At 63.0% G+C, this 16225-nt stretch carries 17 protein-coding genes; 2 read left to right on the top strand and 15 right to left on the bottom strand.

Annotated features, from left to right (window positions below):
* The first annotated feature begins 55 nt into the window (after positions 1-55).
* On the top strand, positions 56-2050 hold the full coding sequence (locus AC25Z0_RS08815; protein ID WP_488132923.1) for an acyltransferase family protein: 1995 nt from the start codon (positions 56-58) through the stop codon (positions 2048-2050).
* Between the two features lie 220 nt (positions 2051-2270).
* Here AC25Z0_RS08815 and rplQ read toward each other — a convergent pair whose 3' ends face one another.
* The 12 genes from rplQ to AC25Z0_RS08875 form a co-directional block, all read right to left on the bottom strand.
* Positions 2271-2795: a 50S ribosomal protein L17 gene (rplQ, locus tag AC25Z0_RS08820; RefSeq protein WP_488132924.1), complete on the bottom strand. Its 525-nt coding sequence runs from the start codon at positions 2793-2795 to the stop codon at positions 2271-2273.
* 45 nt (positions 2796-2840) lie between these two features.
* Complete coding sequence (locus AC25Z0_RS08825; protein ID WP_488120611.1) at positions 2841-3830, bottom strand: DNA-directed RNA polymerase subunit alpha; 990 nt, start codon at positions 3828-3830, stop codon at positions 2841-2843.
* A gap of 157 nt (positions 3831-3987) precedes the next feature.
* Positions 3988-4386 carry a 30S ribosomal protein S11 gene (gene rpsK, locus AC25Z0_RS08830; RefSeq protein ID WP_488120610.1) on the bottom strand — a complete coding sequence of 133 codons (399 nt, stop codon included), beginning with the start codon at positions 4384-4386 and terminating at the stop codon, positions 3988-3990.
* Positions 4387-4428: 42 nt separating this feature from the next.
* On the bottom strand, positions 4429-4803 hold the full coding sequence (rpsM, locus tag AC25Z0_RS08835) for a 30S ribosomal protein S13 (RefSeq protein ID WP_488120609.1): 375 nt from the start codon (positions 4801-4803) through the stop codon (positions 4429-4431).
* A gap of 184 nt (positions 4804-4987) precedes the next feature.
* On the bottom strand, positions 4988-5101 hold the full coding sequence (gene rpmJ, locus AC25Z0_RS08840) for a 50S ribosomal protein L36 (protein WP_022883251.1): 114 nt from the start codon (positions 5099-5101) through the stop codon (positions 4988-4990).
* A gap of 66 nt (positions 5102-5167) precedes the next feature.
* The gene (infA, locus tag AC25Z0_RS08845; protein WP_022883252.1) at positions 5168-5389 is read right to left on the bottom strand and encodes a translation initiation factor IF-1; all 222 of its coding nucleotides are present in this window, start codon (positions 5387-5389) and stop codon (positions 5168-5170) included.
* Positions 5390-5562: 173 nt separating this feature from the next.
* Positions 5563-6729 (bottom strand): mannitol-1-phosphate 5-dehydrogenase, encoded by a 1167-nt coding sequence (locus tag AC25Z0_RS08850; protein ID WP_488132925.1) that lies wholly within the window; start codon positions 6727-6729, stop codon positions 5563-5565.
* Positions 6726-7166: a PTS mannitol transporter subunit IIA gene (locus AC25Z0_RS08855; protein WP_488120607.1), complete on the bottom strand. Its 441-nt coding sequence runs from the start codon at positions 7164-7166 to the stop codon at positions 6726-6728. Before AC25Z0_RS08855 ends, AC25Z0_RS08850 begins: the two co-directional genes overlap by 4 nt.
* A 2-nt stretch (positions 7167-7168) precedes the next feature.
* Positions 7169-8812, bottom strand: coding sequence for a PTS mannitol transporter subunit IIBC (locus tag AC25Z0_RS08860; RefSeq protein ID WP_488132926.1), 1644 nt, complete (start codon positions 8810-8812; stop codon positions 7169-7171).
* A 16-nt stretch (positions 8813-8828) separates the two neighbouring features.
* On the bottom strand, positions 8829-10481 hold the full coding sequence (gene ptsP / locus AC25Z0_RS08865) for a phosphoenolpyruvate--protein phosphotransferase (protein ID WP_488132927.1): 1653 nt from the start codon (positions 10479-10481) through the stop codon (positions 8829-8831).
* Between the two features lie 57 nt (positions 10482-10538).
* Positions 10539-10805 carry an HPr family phosphocarrier protein gene (locus AC25Z0_RS08870; protein WP_488120604.1) on the bottom strand — a complete coding sequence of 89 codons (267 nt, stop codon included), beginning with the start codon at positions 10803-10805 and terminating at the stop codon, positions 10539-10541.
* 100 nt (positions 10806-10905) lie between these two features.
* Positions 10906-11274 carry a PTS sugar transporter gene (locus AC25Z0_RS08875; RefSeq protein WP_488132928.1) on the bottom strand — a complete coding sequence of 123 codons (369 nt, stop codon included), beginning with the start codon at positions 11272-11274 and terminating at the stop codon, positions 10906-10908.
* Between the two features lie 102 nt (positions 11275-11376).
* On the opposite strand from AC25Z0_RS08875, the gene AC25Z0_RS08880 reads away from it, so the two are divergent.
* Positions 11377-13302, top strand: a complete 1926-nt coding sequence (locus tag AC25Z0_RS08880; RefSeq protein ID WP_488132929.1) for a BglG family transcription antiterminator — start codon at positions 11377-11379, stop codon at positions 13300-13302.
* Positions 13303-13327: 25 nt separating this feature from the next.
* Here the strand turns inward: AC25Z0_RS08880 and map are convergent, their stop codons facing one another.
* Genes map through secY form a run of 3 tightly spaced genes read right to left on the bottom strand, consistent with a single transcriptional unit; the run spans position 13328 to position 16141 of the window.
* On the bottom strand, positions 13328-14158 hold the full coding sequence (gene map / locus AC25Z0_RS08885; RefSeq protein ID WP_488132930.1) for a type I methionyl aminopeptidase: 831 nt from the start codon (positions 14156-14158) through the stop codon (positions 13328-13330).
* Between the two features lie 40 nt (positions 14159-14198).
* A complete protein-coding gene (locus AC25Z0_RS08890; RefSeq protein ID WP_488132931.1) occupies positions 14199-14822 on the bottom strand; it encodes an adenylate kinase in 624 nt (207 codons plus the stop codon).
* Complete coding sequence (gene secY / locus AC25Z0_RS08895) at positions 14819-16141, bottom strand: preprotein translocase subunit SecY (RefSeq protein WP_488120599.1); 1323 nt, start codon at positions 16139-16141, stop codon at positions 14819-14821. The genes AC25Z0_RS08890 and secY overlap by 4 nt, the downstream gene beginning before the upstream one ends.
* Positions 16142-16225: the final 84 nt, after the last annotated feature.

The raw sequence follows: 16225 nt of genomic DNA on the forward strand, positions 1-16225 counted from the left end.
AACGGTGCTCTCGGGGGTGGGTTATCGTTGAGGCCGGGCTCGAGCCCACATTGTTATGAAACGCGCTTACCCCACTCCGACTCGCCCCCTTGGCACAGCTCTCGCAGTTGGCGGGCCACGTCGACTTGCCGGCCTCGACGGGCTTCGCGCCCTCGCTGTGACTGGCGTACTGCTCTACCACTTCTTCCCTGCGCTGCTGCCAGGCGGCTTCGTCGGGGTCGATGTCTTCTTCGTCATCAGCGGCTTCCTCATCACCTGGCTGTTGCTCACAGAGCGAACCAGAACCGGCCATATCTCGCTGCCGCGCTTCTGGCAGCGCCGTCTCCGTCGCCTCGTTCCGCCGCTGGTGCCACTCATTCTGGTGTGTGCAAGCGCCGCCTTCCTGATCGGCGGTGATGTGCTCATCGCGCTCGGTCGCCAGCTGATCGGTGCGTTCACCTTCAGCTACAACTGGATCTCGATTGCAAGCAACGCCAGCTACTTCGCCGCCGACCAGCCAGAGCTGTTCCGCAACCTCTGGTCGCTTGCCGTCGAGGAGCAGTTCTACCTCATCTGGCCACTGCTACTCACCGCGCTGCTGCTGATTCGACGACCGGGCATTCGCCTGGCCATCGTTCTCGTGCTTGCCGCGGCATCCGCCGTCTGGATGGGCGTGCTGGTGGAGCCGGGCGCCGATGCCACCCGCGTCTACTTCGGTTCGGACACCCACAGCTTCGGCCTGGCTATCGGCGCGGCTCTCGCACTGCTGCTCGGCCGCCCTGCCATGCCGCACGGCCAGCTGGCGCGCGCCCGCCCGCTGATCGGTCTCGGCGCCCTGCTCGGCCTTGGGGTGTTGTCTGTCGTGCTCACCTCCGACGGCATCTTCACCTACCGGGGCGGCCTCGTGCTGGCCTGCGTGCTCACCGCCGTGGCGATCTGGGCCGCCGTGCAAGGCGGCCGCTTCGGCCAGCTGCTCGACCTTCCGCCGCTTCGCGCCATCGGCATCCGTTCATACGGCATCTACCTCTGGCACTGGCCGGTTCTCGTGCTCGTGCAGCTCGCCTGGCCGACCACGACACCAGCGGATGCCGCCGGCCGAGTCATCGCCATCGGCGTTGTCACCCTGATTCTCACCCTGCTCGCCGCTGAGGCCTCGTATCGGTGGGTTGAGCAGCCCATTCGCCGACTCGGCTACCGCGGCGCCCTGAGCCGCCTGCGCGCCCGACTCCGCGGCTCGCGCGTACAGCGCCAGGTCGTGCTGGCCGGCATGGCTGCCGTCGTGGTGCTCGGCCTCGGAACGACGGCTGCCGTCGTCTCTGCACCCACCAGCAGCAGCGCGGAAGCCGTGATCGAGCGCGGCCAGCAGGCACTGGCGGCCGCACAGGCAGACGCGGAGGCGGCAGCGGCAGCGGACGCAGCGGCACCTGCCGCTCCGGCTCCGGCTTCGGGTACCGCTGCCGATTCCTCGGCGAGCGGCGCACCTGGCGCGTCGGGGCTGGCCCCCACAGCCGTACCATCGCCTGAGGCAACCGCTCCCCCGGCTGGCGAACGGATCACCGCAGTCGGCGACTCGGTGATGCTGGCCTCTGCACCTGAACTCCAGGAGGAGTTCCCCGGCATCGTCATCGACGCAGCCGTTTCGCGCGGCATGCGGGCCGCGCCCGAGATCCTGGCGGGCCTCGAACAGGCAGGACAGCTGCGCCCCGTCGTGGTGATCGGCCTCGGCACGAATGGCCCCATCGAGCCGGAAGACCTCGTCGACATCCGCTCTGCCATCGGACCAGACCGGCAGCTGATCATGGTCAACGCCTTCGCTGAGCGCACGTGGACGCCCGGCGTGAACGAGACGCTGGCCGACTTCGCCGCGCGGTCCTCGCGCATCGAACTGGCCGACTGGTCAAGCGCGATCGCACCGCACACCGATGTTCTGGCCGATGACAACATCCACCCAGGACCAACTGGCGGGCACATCTACGCGGACTGCGTCCAGGCCGCACTGCAGCGCCTGGATGAACTTCCGCCTGCCCAGCAGCCTGGCCCCAACCGGCTGATCCTGAAGCCGAAGCACTAGCGCCGGCGCTTGCCGCTGCCTCGCAGGGCTGGCACCCGTCGCGAAAACAGGATGAATCGGCCATCTGTAAGCGAAAACAGGACAGAACGACCGCTTTCAGGCATCCGTTCCTGTATTCGCGACACTGCGCACGACACGACACGACACGACGCAGCTCTGCCCCCGGCGCACAAAAAAGGGGCCCGACCGAAGTCGGGCCCCTCAATTCAAGCGGTGAAGACTACTTGGCTTCCTCAGCGGATGCCTCTGCAGCGTCAGCCTCGGGTGCGTCAGCAACCTCAGCCTCAACTACCTCAGCATCTTCGGCTGCGGGAGCTTCTTCGACGACCTCAGCGGCAGCGGGCTTCTCAGCAGCTGCAGCCTTGTTCTTCTTCGGCTTCGGGTTGACGGGCTCGAGAACGAGCTCGATCTGCACCATCGAAGCGTTGTCTCCCTTACGGAAACCAAGCTTGGTGATGCGGGTGTAGCCGCCCTCACGCTCAGCGACCAGCGGTGCGATCTCCGTGAACAGCTCGTGTACGACGCTCTTGTCACCAATGGTGGCGAGAACGCGACGGCGAGCGTGCAGGTCGCCCTGCTTTGCAAACGTGATCAGACGCTCAGCGACCGGACGGAGGCGCTTGGCCTTCGTCTCAGTCGTCTTGATCGACTTGTGTGTGAACAGGGCAGCTGCCAGGTTGGCAAGCATGAGGCGCTCGTGCGCCGGTCCACCGCCGAGGCGGGGTCCCTTAGTGGGTGTAGGCATTTTTGGTTTTCTCCAGTATCAAAAGGCAGTCGGGAACGACAGGCCTTAGACGGTCTCTTCGTCGTAACCGCTGTAGAAGTGGGCGCCGTCGAAGCCAGGAACTGAATCCTTCAGCGACAGACCCAGCTCAACGAGCTTGTCTTTGACTTCATCCACTGACTTCTGACCGAAGTTGCGGATATTCATGAGCTGAGTCTCCGAAAGGGCGACCAGTTCGCTGACGTTGTTGATTCCCTCGCGCTTGAGGCAGTTGTACGAGCGGACGGACAGGTCGAGGTCCTCAATCGGAATCGACAGTTCGTTCGACAGCACAGCATCAACCGGCGCTGGGCCGATCTCAATGCCTTCAGCAGCAGTGTTCAACTCGCGAGCCAGACCGAACAGCTCGGTCAGCGTACGACCGGCGGATGCGATGGCGTCACGGGGAGTGATAGCCGACTTGGTCTCAACGTCAACGACGAGGCGATCGAAGTCAGTGCGCTCACCGGCACGAGTTGCCTCGACGCGGTAGGTCACCTTGAGCACGGGCGAGTAGATCGAGTCGACCGGAATCTGGCCAGCCTCTGCGTACTCTGCACGGTTCTGGGTCGCGGAAACATATCCACGTCCACGCTCAATGGTCAGTTCAAGTTCGAACTTGGCCTTGTCGTTGAGGGTTGCGATAACCAGTTCAGGGTTGTGGATTTCGACACCGGCCGGAGCCGAGATGTCTGCAGCCGTGACCTGGCCGGCACCCTGCTTGCGCAGGTACGCGGTGATGGGCTCATCGTGCTCGCTGGAGACGACGAGACCCTTGATGTTCAGGATGATCTCGGTGACATCTTCCTTCACACCGGGAACGGTGCTGAACTCGTGCAGCACACCATCGATACGGATGCTGGTGACAGCAGCGCCGGGGATCGAGGAAAGCAGGGTGCGGCGAAGCGAGTTACCGAGGGTGTATCCGAAACCAGGTTCCAGCGGCTCGATGACGAACCGTGAACGGAACTCCGAAATGTTCTCTTCGGTGAGCGTTGGACGCTGTGCAATAAGCACTATTGATTCCTTTCGGCTAAGTGTCCGCTATATGACACTTCTGTAGCGAGGTTTTAAGTTGTGATCAAAGCCCGACCCCCAGCCAGAGGCTGGGAATCGAGCTTCTCGTGCTGAACGGGCAGACCCTCGAAAGGGCCCACCCGGTCAACGAAAGGAATTAAACGCGGCGACGCTTCGGCGGGCGGCAACCGTTGTGCGCCTGCGGGGTGACATCGTTGATCGAGCCGACCTCCAGGCCAGCGGCCTGAAGTGAACGGATCGCAGTTTCGCGACCTGAACCCGGTCCCTTGACGAAGACGTCAACCTTCTTCATACCGTGCTCCTGGGCCTGGCGAGCTGCAGACTCTGCAGCAAGCTGAGCGGCGAACGGGGTCGACTTACGTGAACCCTTGAAGCCAACTCCACCTGAGGACGCCCACGCGATGACAGCACCAGTGGTGTCTGTGATCGAGACGATTGTGTTGTTGAACGTTGACTTGATGTGGGCCTGGCCCACAGCAACGTTCTTCTTTTCTTTCTTACGCGGCTTCCGTACGGCCGACTTGGGTGCTGCCATGATTTCTCCTGAATCCTAAAGGCGAGACGGGCTAGGCGAGGCCTAGCGCGCCTTCTTCTTGCCGGCTACGGTGCGCTTCGGGCCCTTGCGAGTACGAGCGTTGGTCTTGGTGCGCTGTCCGCGGACGGGCAGGCCCTTGCGGTGGCGAATACCCTCGTAGCTACCGATCTCGACCTTGCGGCGGATGTCAGCGGCAACCTCACGGCGGAGGTCACCCTCAACCTTGAAGGTTCCTTCGATGTAATCGCGAAGGGCGACGAGCTGCTCGTCGGTCAGATCCTTAACGCGAATGTTTCCATCGATTTCGGTGTCGGCGAGGGTCTTGAGGGCCCTCGTACGGCCAACACCAAAGATGTAAGTCAGTGCAACTTCCACGCGCTTTTCGCGAGGAATGTCAACGCCGGCTAGACGTGCCATTGTGGCTTCTCCTGTGAGTGAGTGGAGGTCTGTAACAACTCCTGTGCATCGGCCTCCAACCGATGGTGTCTCCCCTGGGGGATCCCGGAATTGCTATTTTGATACTGCTGGTTGAGCTTGTCGGGGCTACTGGAGCCCCAGAAACCGGTTGAGCCTGTCGAGAATCGACACGCTCAACAATCGGTTAGCCCTGGCGCTGCTTGTGACGCGGGTTCTCGCAGATGACCATCACGTTGCCGTTACGGCGGATGACCTTGCACTTGTCACAGATCTTCTTGACGCTGGGGTTGACCTTCATGGTGATTCCTTGTGTTCGCTGTCTTCGTGCCCGCAGGATGCCGCGGGCCGTTACTTACAGCAGCCGTTACTTGTAGCGGTAAACGATCCGGCCACGGGTCAAGTCGTATGGGCTCAGCTCAACAATCACGCGGTCCTCTGGGAGGATGCGGATGTAGTGCTGACGCATCTTGCCCGAAATGTGGGCAAGGACTTTGTGGCCGTTCGTCAACTCAACGCGAAACATCGCGTTAGGAAGAGCTTCGACTACTGCGCCCTCGATTTCGATGACACCGTCTTTTTTGGCCATTTACTCACTGTCGCTCAAGTTGTTGGTTGCTGGTCATGCGTGGACTTCGGTGAACGCCATCTCCACAAGGAGATGCCAGACACCAAGGGTCTATCCTATGCGACGGATGCGCCGTTTCGCAATCCGCCCCTATAATCCCTCACCACGTTCCCAGCTAACGCCCCGCGGCCTCTTTACAGCGCGTCGATGTACGGGTTGTCCTGCACAGACGCAACAACGAGCACCACATCGGGAAACAGCGGATGCCCCTCCTCCAGCCCGCACACTTCCGTCACGAATCCTTCCGCAGAGAGCCGGGCGAGCATGTGCTGCATTTCGACGCTTTGCTGGTCGCTGTCGACGTCGAAGCGCAGAACAGCGCCAATCGCCTCAAGCAGTGCCGTCGGCCGCGTACCGGATTCGGCGATCTCCGCGGCCGGCTTGATGAAGCGCTCGTTTCGACCCAGTTTTCGGAGCGGCTCGCGGCCCACCCTGTCCACGTTGTCTGGCAGGGCAGGATTCGCGAACCGCACCAGGATCTTCTCCCGGTAGGCGCGCAGGTCCTCCGCGTCGAGGCCGTGCTTCGACGCCAGCAGCGTCGACGTCTCCTCGAGAACGCGCCTGACGACATCCGCTACCTCTGGCTTGCCCATGGCGTCAGAGACCTTGTACGCACCATTGATGTGACCGAAATACGCGATCGTGGCGTGCCCGGTGTTCACCATGAACAGCTTGCGCTCTATGTATGGTTCGAGGTCGTCAACGAACCTGGCACCGGGGATCGTCGGTGGGTTGCCGCCGAACGCGCCCTGTTCGATGACCCACTCGTAGAAGGCCTCGACCGTGACGTCGAGCCCGGCATGGGCCGCCTGGGTCGGCACAATCCGGTCGACGGCGGTATTGGCGAATGCAGCCCTGGGGGCAACCTCGTCCCAGCCGTCAGGCGCGACATTCGCCCAGACGTGTTTGGCCAGGGCATCCGTGGCATTGATGGCGTTCTCGCAGGCCATGATGACCAGCGGCGGCAGAGCAGAATCCCGCCGTTCCAGCCCTGCAGCGATCACGGGCGCGACGAACCGAAGCACGTTCGGCCCGACGGCGGTGGTCACCACATCGGCCGTTGCGATCTCCTCGATCAGTTGCTCTTCCTGGATGGCGCTGTTGAGCGCCCGAAAGTTGTCGACAGTCTGTGTCGTGGTCGGGATGCCGGCTTCCACGACCTCATAGTGGCCGGTGGAGGCCAGCTGATTGATCAGTTCGGAGTTCACATCCGCGAAGACAACCTCGTAGCCCGCCTCATGCAGGAGAAGTCCGACGAAACCGCGACCGATGTTGCCGGCCCCGAAATGTACGGCCTTCATTCTTCGTTCACATCCTCGAGCAGGGCGTATATCTCAGCGGCCGACGCGGCATCGATGAGCTTCTGCACCTCGTCTTCATCCGAGAACACGGTGGCGATCTTCGCCAGGATCTCGAGGTGCTCGTTGTTCAGGCCGGCAATGCCCACTGCGAACCGCACAGGTTCACCGTTCCAGTCGATCGGCTCCGCGTAGCGCACCAGCGAGAGCGCGGAACGCAGAATCGAATCCTTGGCCTCATTGGTGCCGTGCGGGATGGCGAGAAAATTGCCCATGTAGGTCGAGACGGATGATTCTCGCTCCAGCATCGAGGGGATGTAACTGTCGTTCACCGCCCCGACCGCCTCCAGTAGTGCTCCGGCTTCGCGGATCGCATCGTCGCGCGTCGTTGCCACTCCCGCAGCAACAATCGTGGACGGCTGCAGGATGTCCTGGCTCATCGCTACGCTCCCTCGTTGGTGTTCGTCTGCTGCACGAGGCTCACAACCTCGTCATACTTCGGGCTGTTCATGAAGTTGTCGACCGACACGTGGATCGAGTTCGGCGAGATCTGCTTCGCCCGTGGCGTGAGGTCCTGGTGCGTGATCACCAGGTCGGCGTTGCCGTCAAGGTTGGCGATGGCCTGGTTGGTGACCGTCACTCCCCCGATACCCGCCTTCTTGAGCTTGTTGCGCAACACGGATGCCCCCATCGCACTTGACCCCATGCCGGCGTCACACGCGAAGACGATATTCGTGAGCGGATGATCGGCGACGGCTGTCGCTGATCCAGCCCCTGTCGCAGCCGCACCGACAGCGCCAGCGCCCGCAGCAGCAGCCCCAGCTGCACCCGCACCGACAGTGGTCGATGTGGCCGTGCCGGCCGCAGCGGCACCGTCAGCGGCATCCGCTGTCAGGTTGCCAAGCACGGCACTCGACTTGCCCTTATTGGCCTCTGTCTGGGCGATCGCTGCGGTCAGGTCGCCCGCTCCCTCTGCCGCGAGGTCTCGCTTCCTGCTGGCCCGCAGGATGACGGCGCCGACCAGGAACGACACGGTCGCCGACGCGATCACCGAGAGAATCACCCCGACGTAACTGTCAGGGGCCGTTTGGATGAGGATCGCAAAAATACTGCCGGGGGACGCCGGTGCCCGCAGCCCTGTCTGGAACAACACGTTCACGAAGACGCCGGTCATGCCGCCAGCGATCGCGGCCAGGATCATCATCGGCTTCATCAGCACGTACGGGAAGTAGATCTCGTGGATGCCACCGAAGAACTGAATGATGATGGCGCCCGGTGCACTCGCCTTGGCCAACCCGACGCCGAAGAATGCGAACGCCAGCAGGATGCCGAGGCCTGGGCCGGGGTTCGCCTCCAGCAGGAACAGAACCGACTTTCCGGTTTCCTGCGCCTGCTGCACACCAAGGGGTGTCAGCACACCGTGGTTGATGGCGTTGTTCAGGAAGAGGATCTTGCCCGGTTCGATGAGAACACTGGCCAGTGGCAGCAGGGAGGCGGCGATCAGCCAGTCAACGGCGGTGGAGAGCACGTTGCTGATCCACTCAACGGCGGGAGCGATCGCGTAGAAGCCGATGACGGCCAGGATGGTGCCGAGGATGCCGGAGGCGAAATTGTCGACCAGCATTTCGAAGCCGGGTTTGATCTTTCCTGCCCAGATGGCGTCGACCTTCTTCAGCAGCCACGCGGCCAGCGGTCCCATGATCATGGCGCCGATGAACATCGGGATGCCGCTGCCGACGATGACGCCCATGGTCGCGATCGCCGCGATCACGCCACCCCTGGTGCCGTAGATCATGCGCCCACCGGTGTATGCGATGAGCAACGGCAACAGGTACGTGATCATCGGGCCGACCAGGCCGACGTACTCGGTGCCGTCCGCGGCGGGGAAGCCGCCGATTTGGGGAACCAGGATCCCCCAGATCTGCGCCAGCCAGCCGGTTTGGATGAAGATGGCGGTGATGAGACCCCATGCGATGAACGCCGCGATGTTGGGCATCACCATGCCGCTGAGGAAGGTGCCGAATTTCTGCACCGCCACGCGGAAACCGCCTGGTTTCTGATCGGAGTGAGCTGACGTCGTTGTCATGATCGTTCTCTTCCAGCTAAGGGATGGATGCGGCATGCACCGCGGCTCTCGCGCTGGCCGCGTCTTCGGCGTCCAGCGCGATCCTGGCGAAGCGTCGAGCTTCATCCAGTGAGTATTTGGCCAGCTCTGCGCGCACGTCGGCGAGGGCTGGGGGCGACATCGAGAGGGAGGTCACGCCGAGGCCGACGAGCACGACGGCGAGCAGGGGATCTGCGGCAGCCTCGCCACAGACTCCGACAGGCTTCCCGAGGTCGGCGCCAGCGGCGCCGACCTCTGCGACGAGACGGAGCACGGCAGGGTGCCAGGGGTCCTGGAATGCGGCCACGGTGCCCAGCATCCGGTCGGCGGCCAGGGTGTACTGGGTCAGGTCATTGGTGCCGATGGAGGCGAAGTCGGCGTTCGCCAGTACCCGGTCGGCCAGGAGTGCCAGTGCGGGAACCTCCACCATGACGCCGGCCGTCTTCAGGCCGAGTTCGTGGGCAAGAGCTACGAAATAGCGTGTCTCTTCGACGGTGGACACCATGGGCGCCATCACCCACACATCGGCATCCGTCTCTGCATCGGCCTTCGCCAGTGCCGTGAGCTGGTCGCGCAGGATGCCCTCAGCGATCCGCAGGGCGCGGAGCCCCCGCAGGCCGAGGGCCGGGTTCTCCTCGTGGGCGTCGTTCAGGAAGGCCAGCGGCTTGTCCGCGCCGGCGTCGAGGGCACGAACGACAACTTTCTTCCCCGGGAAGTTCGTCAGCATGCGGGTGTACTGCTCCTGCTGCTCCTGGGCCGTCGGGGCTGACGTCGCGCCGAGGAAGAGGAACTCGGTCCTGAACAGGCCGACGCCCTCTGCACCGAGTTCAACCGCGTTGGCAGCACCATCGGCAGAGCCGAGGTTGGCCAGCAACGGAATTGGAGTTCCGTCTGCAAGCGCGCCAGGGCTGAGCGGCGCGTTGATACGAGCGGCGCGAGCGGCGATTCGGGCCTCAGTATCGGCCACCTCGGCCGAACCGGGTGCGGTCACCACGACGTCGTTCGCGGCGTCGAGGATGACGTTGTCTCCGTTGGAGAGCTTGCCGGCATCCTGCACGCCAACAAGGGCGACGATCGACTTCTCCCTGGCCAGGATGGCCGTGTGTGAGGTCGGGCCACCCTCGATCGTGATCAACCCGAGCACCGTGTCGAGGTCGAGGAGTGCGGTATCGGCAGGCGCCAGGTCACGGGCAACGAGGATGAACGGGTGGCCGGGGTCCGGAACGCCAGGCGCCGGCAGACCGGCCAACTCAGCGACAACGCGCTGTGAGACATCGTCGAGGTCAGTGGCTCGCTCTGCCATGTAGCCGCCCATGCCAACGAGCAGGTCGCGGTAGGCGGCGAATGCCTCGAAAACTGCACGTTCGCCGGTCTTGCCCGTCGAGAGCCGAGCTGCGATATCGTCGGCAAGGGAGGGATCCTCGGCCATCATAGCCTGGGCTTCCAACACGTCCTGAGCAGCGCCACCGGCACGAGCGCCGCGATCGTTGAGGTCGGCAGCGACGGCGGAGAGTGCCGCGTGTGTGCGGTCGGTCTCCTCCTGCGGCGTACGGAGGCTCGGCTCGTCGCTCGGTTCAGGCAACGGGTCTGACATCCGCACCACCGGCCCGATGACGATGCCCTGGCCAATTCCAATTCCACGCAGTTCCATCACAGCTCCTCTAAGACTGTCGGGTGTGAGCTGGCCGTGCCGGCGAGAGTGCTGGTGCTATCCGTCGTGATCGGTGAGCAAAAGTTCAACGAGGTCGTCGAGAACCGCGTCAGCGCTGTCGCCCTCGACCACGAGGGTGACCTCGTCGCCGTGGTCGATTCCCAGTGAGATGACACCGAGAATGCTGGCCGCGTTGACCGGCTTTCCTTCTGCTTTGGCGATCGTGACTGATGCTCCAGACTCGGCTGCGGCTTGGGTGAAGAGCTTCGCGGGCCTGGCGTGCAACCCGTGCGCTGATCCGATTCGAACAGTGCGTTCAACCATTCCGTGGCTTTCCATTCCGGACGTCCAATCTGTGATTCACCATAGCGATGATTGCCGAGAAGGCATATGCAGGCAGCCGTGCGGCCGCTCTCCTCTGAGGTCACGATGCGCTCCAGACAGAGGCGAGCGCAAGGTCGAGAGCCAGGGCACCTTCCCTGGCGGTGAACGCCGTCGCAGGCAGCAGGGCAATCCCCACCCCACTCGCACGAGCACTCACCGCGATGGCGTCATAGCGGTCTGCGAGGTGTGGGCCGACGAGCACGACGTCGAGGTCGAGGTCGCCGAATGCGGCGGGGAGGTTGGCCTCCGTGCCGGCGGAGATCTCAACAGCCAGGTGGCGCTCGGCTGCGGTCCTCCGCATACGGAGCGCGACGAAGGTGCTCGACGCACCGGCACCGCACACCACCATGATCTTCATCGATCGCCCTTTCACCAGGTACATCGATCCTCGCAACGTGCTGGTGTCCACGCCACCAGTTCTCCTTCCGCACCCCCGGAAGACTTCTGGTATTTCGGGCGGGGCCCAAGCGAAAGTGATTGACTGTCAGCTACGACACTGGAGTTGTACGCGATGAGCGACAGACGCGCACGGATGCTGGACTACCTGACCCTCGCGCCCGCCTGGGTCACGGCAGGCGAGCTTGCCGACCACCTCGGGGTGACGCCCCGAAGCGTGCGCAGTTACGTCACGAGTGTGAAGGCTGCGGCGCATCCGCTCGATGTCATCGAGTCTGGCCCCGCCGGCTACCGTCTGGACCGCGACGCGTACGCCGCATTCAGGGCAGCGGCGGAGTCTCGGTCGACAGACGTGCCTACCCCGCACGCTCGGCTGTACGACATTGTGCGTCGCCTCAGCGATGCGCCGACCGGGCTCGACGTCTACGATCTGGCCGCAACCCTGTTCGTGAGCGAATCGACGATCGAGGGCGACCTCGCCAAGGTGCGCGCCCTCCTGCCAGACACAGCGCTCACGCTGGAGCGGCGCGGCGGCGTGGTGTCGCTCAGTGGTCCGGAGACCGAGCGACGCCGTCTGCTCAGTCGCATGTTCCGCGAGGAGAGCGCCAGGGGGCTCGTGCAGCTGGAGGCCATTCAACGGGAGTTCTCCGCCGACGCGCTCGGCGACTTCAAGACCGACCTCATCGAGCTGCTCGGGTCGCAGGGCTACTTTGTGAACGAATTCGGTCTGGACAATGTGCTGCTCCACCTTGCGATCGCGCTCGACAGGGTCGCGAAACGCGCGCCGGAGGCGTCAGGGCCTGATGCCGCAGCGCCGCACATTCCCAGCGATTCGCTGGCCAGCGGGCTCGCGGTGCTGACGACCACCCACTTCGCCGTTGAACTCAGCGCGCTCGACCTGGACTACCTCACGTTGCTGTTGACGAGCAGGGTGATCACGCCAGGCAACAATCTGTCGCTCACCTCGCTGGTCGACGGTTTCGTGTCGCCGGGCGACCTGGCCATCGTGCGCCGCATCGTGCAGCAGACGAGCGAGGCCTACCTCATCGACCTCGCCGACGAGGACTTCATCGTGCGGCTCACCATGCACGTGCGCAACCTCATCAATCGCGCCCAGGAGAAGTCGTACTCCCGCAATCCGCTGACCAGGTCGATCAAGACTGCATACCCGATGACCTACGAATTGGCGGTCTACATCGCCAGCGAACTCCAACGCCAGCAGCAGGTGGTCATTACCGACGACGAGATCGCGTACATCGCGATGCATGTGGGCGCCCACCTTGAGCAGCAGTCACGGCGCACAGAGCTCATCAGTTGCGCCATCGTTATCCCGAACTACTACGACATGCACCTCGTGTTCCTCCAGCGTCTTGAGCGAGCCCTCGGCACCGAGTTGAACGTGGTCACGATCATCACGCGCACCGATGTCGATTGGGCGCTGCTCGACGCCGACCTGGTGCTCACCACGATCGTTCCCCCTGTCCTGTCCGAGCACACGATCGTGGTTCAACCGTTCCTGACCGACAGCGACGTCGACAGGATCAGGCAGGCCGGTAGTCGGGTGCGGCGCCAGCGCAGGCGTGCGCAGATCAGGGACGAGCTGCGCCAGTTCGTCGACCCCGGACTGTTTCTACACAATTTCCACGCGACGGACGAGATCGCCATGATCAACGCGCTCGGGAGCCGCATGATGTCGGCCGGCATCATCGACCAGCGCTACATCGACGGCGCAATCGAACGAGAGCGGATGTCGTCAACGGCGTTCACGGACAGCCTCGCCGTCCCGCACTCCATGACTATGAGCGCCGTTCGCACGTCCATCGCAATCGTCGTCAATGACGTGCCGATGGCTTGGGGCGAGAACAGGGTCAATGTCGTCGCGTTCATCGCGTTCAGCGAGTCTGGCCGCAAAACGTTCCAGAACATCTTCGATCAGTTCGTCGAAGTCTTCGCAGACCGCACCATTGTGCAGGAACTCATCAAACGCACCCACGATTTCACGTCGTTCATCGACGAGCTCGTGCGGGTGATGGATCAGTAGCGGCGCCGAACGGCGCTACCGCAGGTCAGGCCAGCGGGGTCGGCTTCACGCCGAATGCTGCGAGCCCTGCTGCACCGCCGTCTTCTGCGGTCAGCACCCAGATGCCATCCTTGTGAACGGCAACGCTGTGCTCCCAGTGAGCGGATGCCAATCCGTCGTCTGTCGCCACCGTCCAGTCGTCCTCGCGCACGTGGGTATCGATGCTCCCGAGTACCACCATCGGCTCGATGGCGACAACGAGTCCTGGCTTCACGTCAGGCCCCTTCTGGCGCACCCGGTAGTTGAAGACGGGCGGGTCTTCGTGCATCGAGCGACCGATGCCGTGTCCGACATAGTCGGTGAGGATCCCGTAGGTGCCCCGGTCCTCGATGTACTCCTCGATCGCATGGCCGACCTCGTTGAGGTGGCGTGCTGTCGCGAGGCGCGCGATTCCGGCCCAGAGGGATCCCTCGGTCACATCGGAGAGCTTCTCACGTTCTGCAACAAGCTCCGGACGCGTCGGGTCCGGTACGACGACGGTGAATGCGGCGTCGCCGTTCCAGCCCTCGATGATCGCCCCACTGTCAATGGAGACGATGTCGCCGGGGACCAGTACGCGATTCGTCGGGATACCGTGGACGACATCCTCGTTGACCGAAGCACACACCGTGTGGTTGTAGCCAGGCTCCAGTTTGAAATTCGAACTACCACCGAGGGCGATGATCGCGGCCTCAGCGGCCGCATCGACCTCCAGGAGCGTTGCACCGGCCTTGATCACGCGACGGGCGGCCTGCAGCGATGCCGCTGTGGCCAGCCCCGGCGCGATCATGAGGCGCATCTGCGCCGGCGACTTGTAAATCGAACGACGGAGACTCATGAACTTACTTTTCCTTGCAGGTTGATAGCGTGACGCCAGATTATTCGGCGGAGCCGATGCCGCGCGCGGCCAGTGCCTCGCGGATACGGGTTGCGACCTCGTCGATCTCGCCGAGTCCATCGACCTCAACCAGCAAGCCCTGCGTGCGGTAGACATCGATGAGGGGCTCTGTCTCGCGAACGTAGACTTCCTGGCGGTGCCTGATGGCCTCTTCGGAGTCGTCAACGCGGCCCTGTTCGAGCGCGCGCTTGGTAAGGCGTCCGACAATTTCATCCTGGTCGGCGACGAGGCGCACGACGGCTTCCAGCGGGCGACCCTGCTTCTCGAGCAGCTCGTTCAGGAAGGTGACCTGATCAAGCGTGCGCGGGTAGCCGTCGAGCAGGAAACCGTTCTTCGCGTCGTCGTGCTCAAGACGCTCGGCCACGATCTCATTGGTGAGCGAGTCGGGGACGTAGTCGCCCGAATCGACGATTGCCTTGATCTTCAGTCCGAGCGGGGTTTCGTTCTTGATGTTGTACCGGAAGATATCGCCCGTCGAGATGGCCGGGATTCCGAATGCTTCGCCGATGAAAGCGGCCTGGGTGCCCTTGCCGGCTCCGGGAGGGCCAACGATCAGGAGTCGTGCTCCGCGTGCCTTGGTACGTTCGGTAGTGGTGTCGCTCATCGCAGCAACCCTTCATAGTGACGCTGTTGCAGTTGCGAGTCGATCTGCTTCACCGTTTCGAGACCGACACCGACGATGATCAGGATGCTGGCGCCACCGAACGGGAAGTTCTGGTCTGCACCGATCGCGGTGAACGCGATCAGCGGCAGCAGGGCGATGATACCGAGGTAGAGGGAACCGGGGAGGGTGACGCGGGTCAACACGTAGTCGAGGTATTCGGCGGTGGGGCGTCCGGCACGGATGCCCGGAATGAATCCGCCGTACTTCTTCATGTTGTCTGCGACCTCTTCAGGGTTGAAGGTGATCGCGACGTAGAAGTAGGTGAACCCGACAATCAGCAGGAAGTACATGAGCATGTACAGCGGGTGATTGCCCGTGGTGAGGTTGTTGGTGACCCACACGACCCAGCCAGCAGGTTCTTCGCCGGCAGCCGGCTGGTTGAACTGGGCGATGAGCGCGGGCAGGTACAGCAACGACGAGGCGAAGATAACCGGGATCACGCCCGCCATGTTGACCTTGATGGGGATGTAGGTGTTGTTGCCGCCATACGTGCGTCGGCCAACCATCCGCTTGGCATATTGCACGGGGATGCGTCTCTGCGATTGCTCGACAAACACCACGGCAAAGATGATCAGGATGCCGATGGCGATCGTGATCGCCAGGATGTCCCAACCCTTCTGCTGTCCGATGGAGCTCAGGGAGCCGGGGAAGCGAGCGGCGATCGACGTGAAGATGAGGAGCGACATTCCGTTACCGATGCCGCGCTCGGTGATCATCTCACCGAACCACATGATGACTCCGGTACCGGCAGTCATGGTGATGACCATGAGCATGATCGCGTACCAGGCGTCGTTGGTGATGAGCTGCGAGCACTCTGCGCTAGACGACGTGCCGAACAAAGCACCGCTTCGTGCAACTGTGATCAGCGTCGTTGACTGCAGGACTGCGAGAGCAATCGTGAGGTAACGGGTGTACTGAGTGAGCGTGCTCTGGCCGCTCTGACCCTCTTTGTACAGGGTCTCGAAGTGTGGGATAACCACACGGAGCAACTGGATGATGATCGATGCCGTGATGTACGGCATGATCCCCAGCGCGAAGACTGAGAGCTGCAGCAGTGCGCCACCGCTGAACAGGTTGACCAGCTCATAGAGGCCGCTGGCGTTTTGGTTGGCTGCAAGACAAGCCTGAACGTTGCCGAAGTCCACAAACGGGCTAGGGATGAACGAGCCCAGACGGAACAAGGCAACAATGCCCAGGGTGAATCCGATCTTCCGGCGAAGGTCGGGAGTGCGGAAAATCCGCGCAATGGCGCTAAACAACAAAGGCCTCCAGTTAATTGCGTTAGTCGAGCTTGTCGAGAATCCACCACCGAATGACTCGATAGGTGGCCCTCGACAAGCTCG

The sequence above is a fragment of the Leifsonia sp. Y862 genome, assembly GCF_057669585.1.

Excerpts from the sequence above, each read along its gene's own strand:
- AC25Z0_RS08815 (WP_488132923.1), top strand. The coding sequence starts at position 56 with ATGAAACGCGCTTACCCCACTCCGACTCGCCCCCTTGGCACAGCTCTC.
- rplQ (WP_488132924.1), bottom strand. The coding sequence starts at position 2,795 with ATGCCTACACCCACTAAGGGACCCCGCCTCGGCGGTGGACCGGCGCAC.
- rpsK (WP_488120610.1), bottom strand. The coding sequence starts at position 4,386 with ATGGCAGCACCCAAGTCGGCCGTACGGAAGCCGCGTAAGAAAGAAAAG.
- rpsM (WP_488120609.1), bottom strand. The coding sequence starts at position 4,803 with ATGGCACGTCTAGCCGGCGTTGACATTCCTCGCGAAAAGCGCGTGGAA.
- rpmJ (WP_022883251.1), bottom strand. The coding sequence starts at position 5,101 with ATGAAGGTCAACCCCAGCGTCAAGAAGATCTGTGACAAGTGCAAGGTC.
- infA (WP_022883252.1), bottom strand. The coding sequence starts at position 5,389 with ATGGCCAAAAAAGACGGTGTCATCGAAATCGAGGGCGCAGTAGTCGAA.
- AC25Z0_RS08850 (WP_488132925.1), bottom strand. The coding sequence starts at position 6,729 with ATGAAGGCCGTACATTTCGGGGCCGGCAACATCGGTCGCGGTTTCGTC.
- AC25Z0_RS08855 (WP_488120607.1), bottom strand. The coding sequence starts at position 7,166 with ATGAGCCAGGACATCCTGCAGCCGTCCACGATTGTTGCTGCGGGAGTG.
- AC25Z0_RS08860 (WP_488132926.1), bottom strand. The coding sequence starts at position 8,812 with ATGACAACGACGTCAGCTCACTCCGATCAGAAACCAGGCGGTTTCCGC.
- ptsP (WP_488132927.1), bottom strand. The coding sequence starts at position 10,481 with ATGGAACTGCGTGGAATTGGAATTGGCCAGGGCATCGTCATCGGGCCG.
- AC25Z0_RS08870 (WP_488120604.1), bottom strand. The coding sequence starts at position 10,805 with ATGGTTGAACGCACTGTTCGAATCGGATCAGCGCACGGGTTGCACGCC.
- AC25Z0_RS08880 (WP_488132929.1), top strand. The coding sequence starts at position 11,377 with ATGAGCGACAGACGCGCACGGATGCTGGACTACCTGACCCTCGCGCCC.
- map (WP_488132930.1), bottom strand. The coding sequence starts at position 14,158 with ATGAGTCTCCGTCGTTCGATTTACAAGTCGCCGGCGCAGATGCGCCTC.
- AC25Z0_RS08890 (WP_488132931.1), bottom strand. The coding sequence starts at position 14,822 with ATGAGCGACACCACTACCGAACGTACCAAGGCACGCGGAGCACGACTC.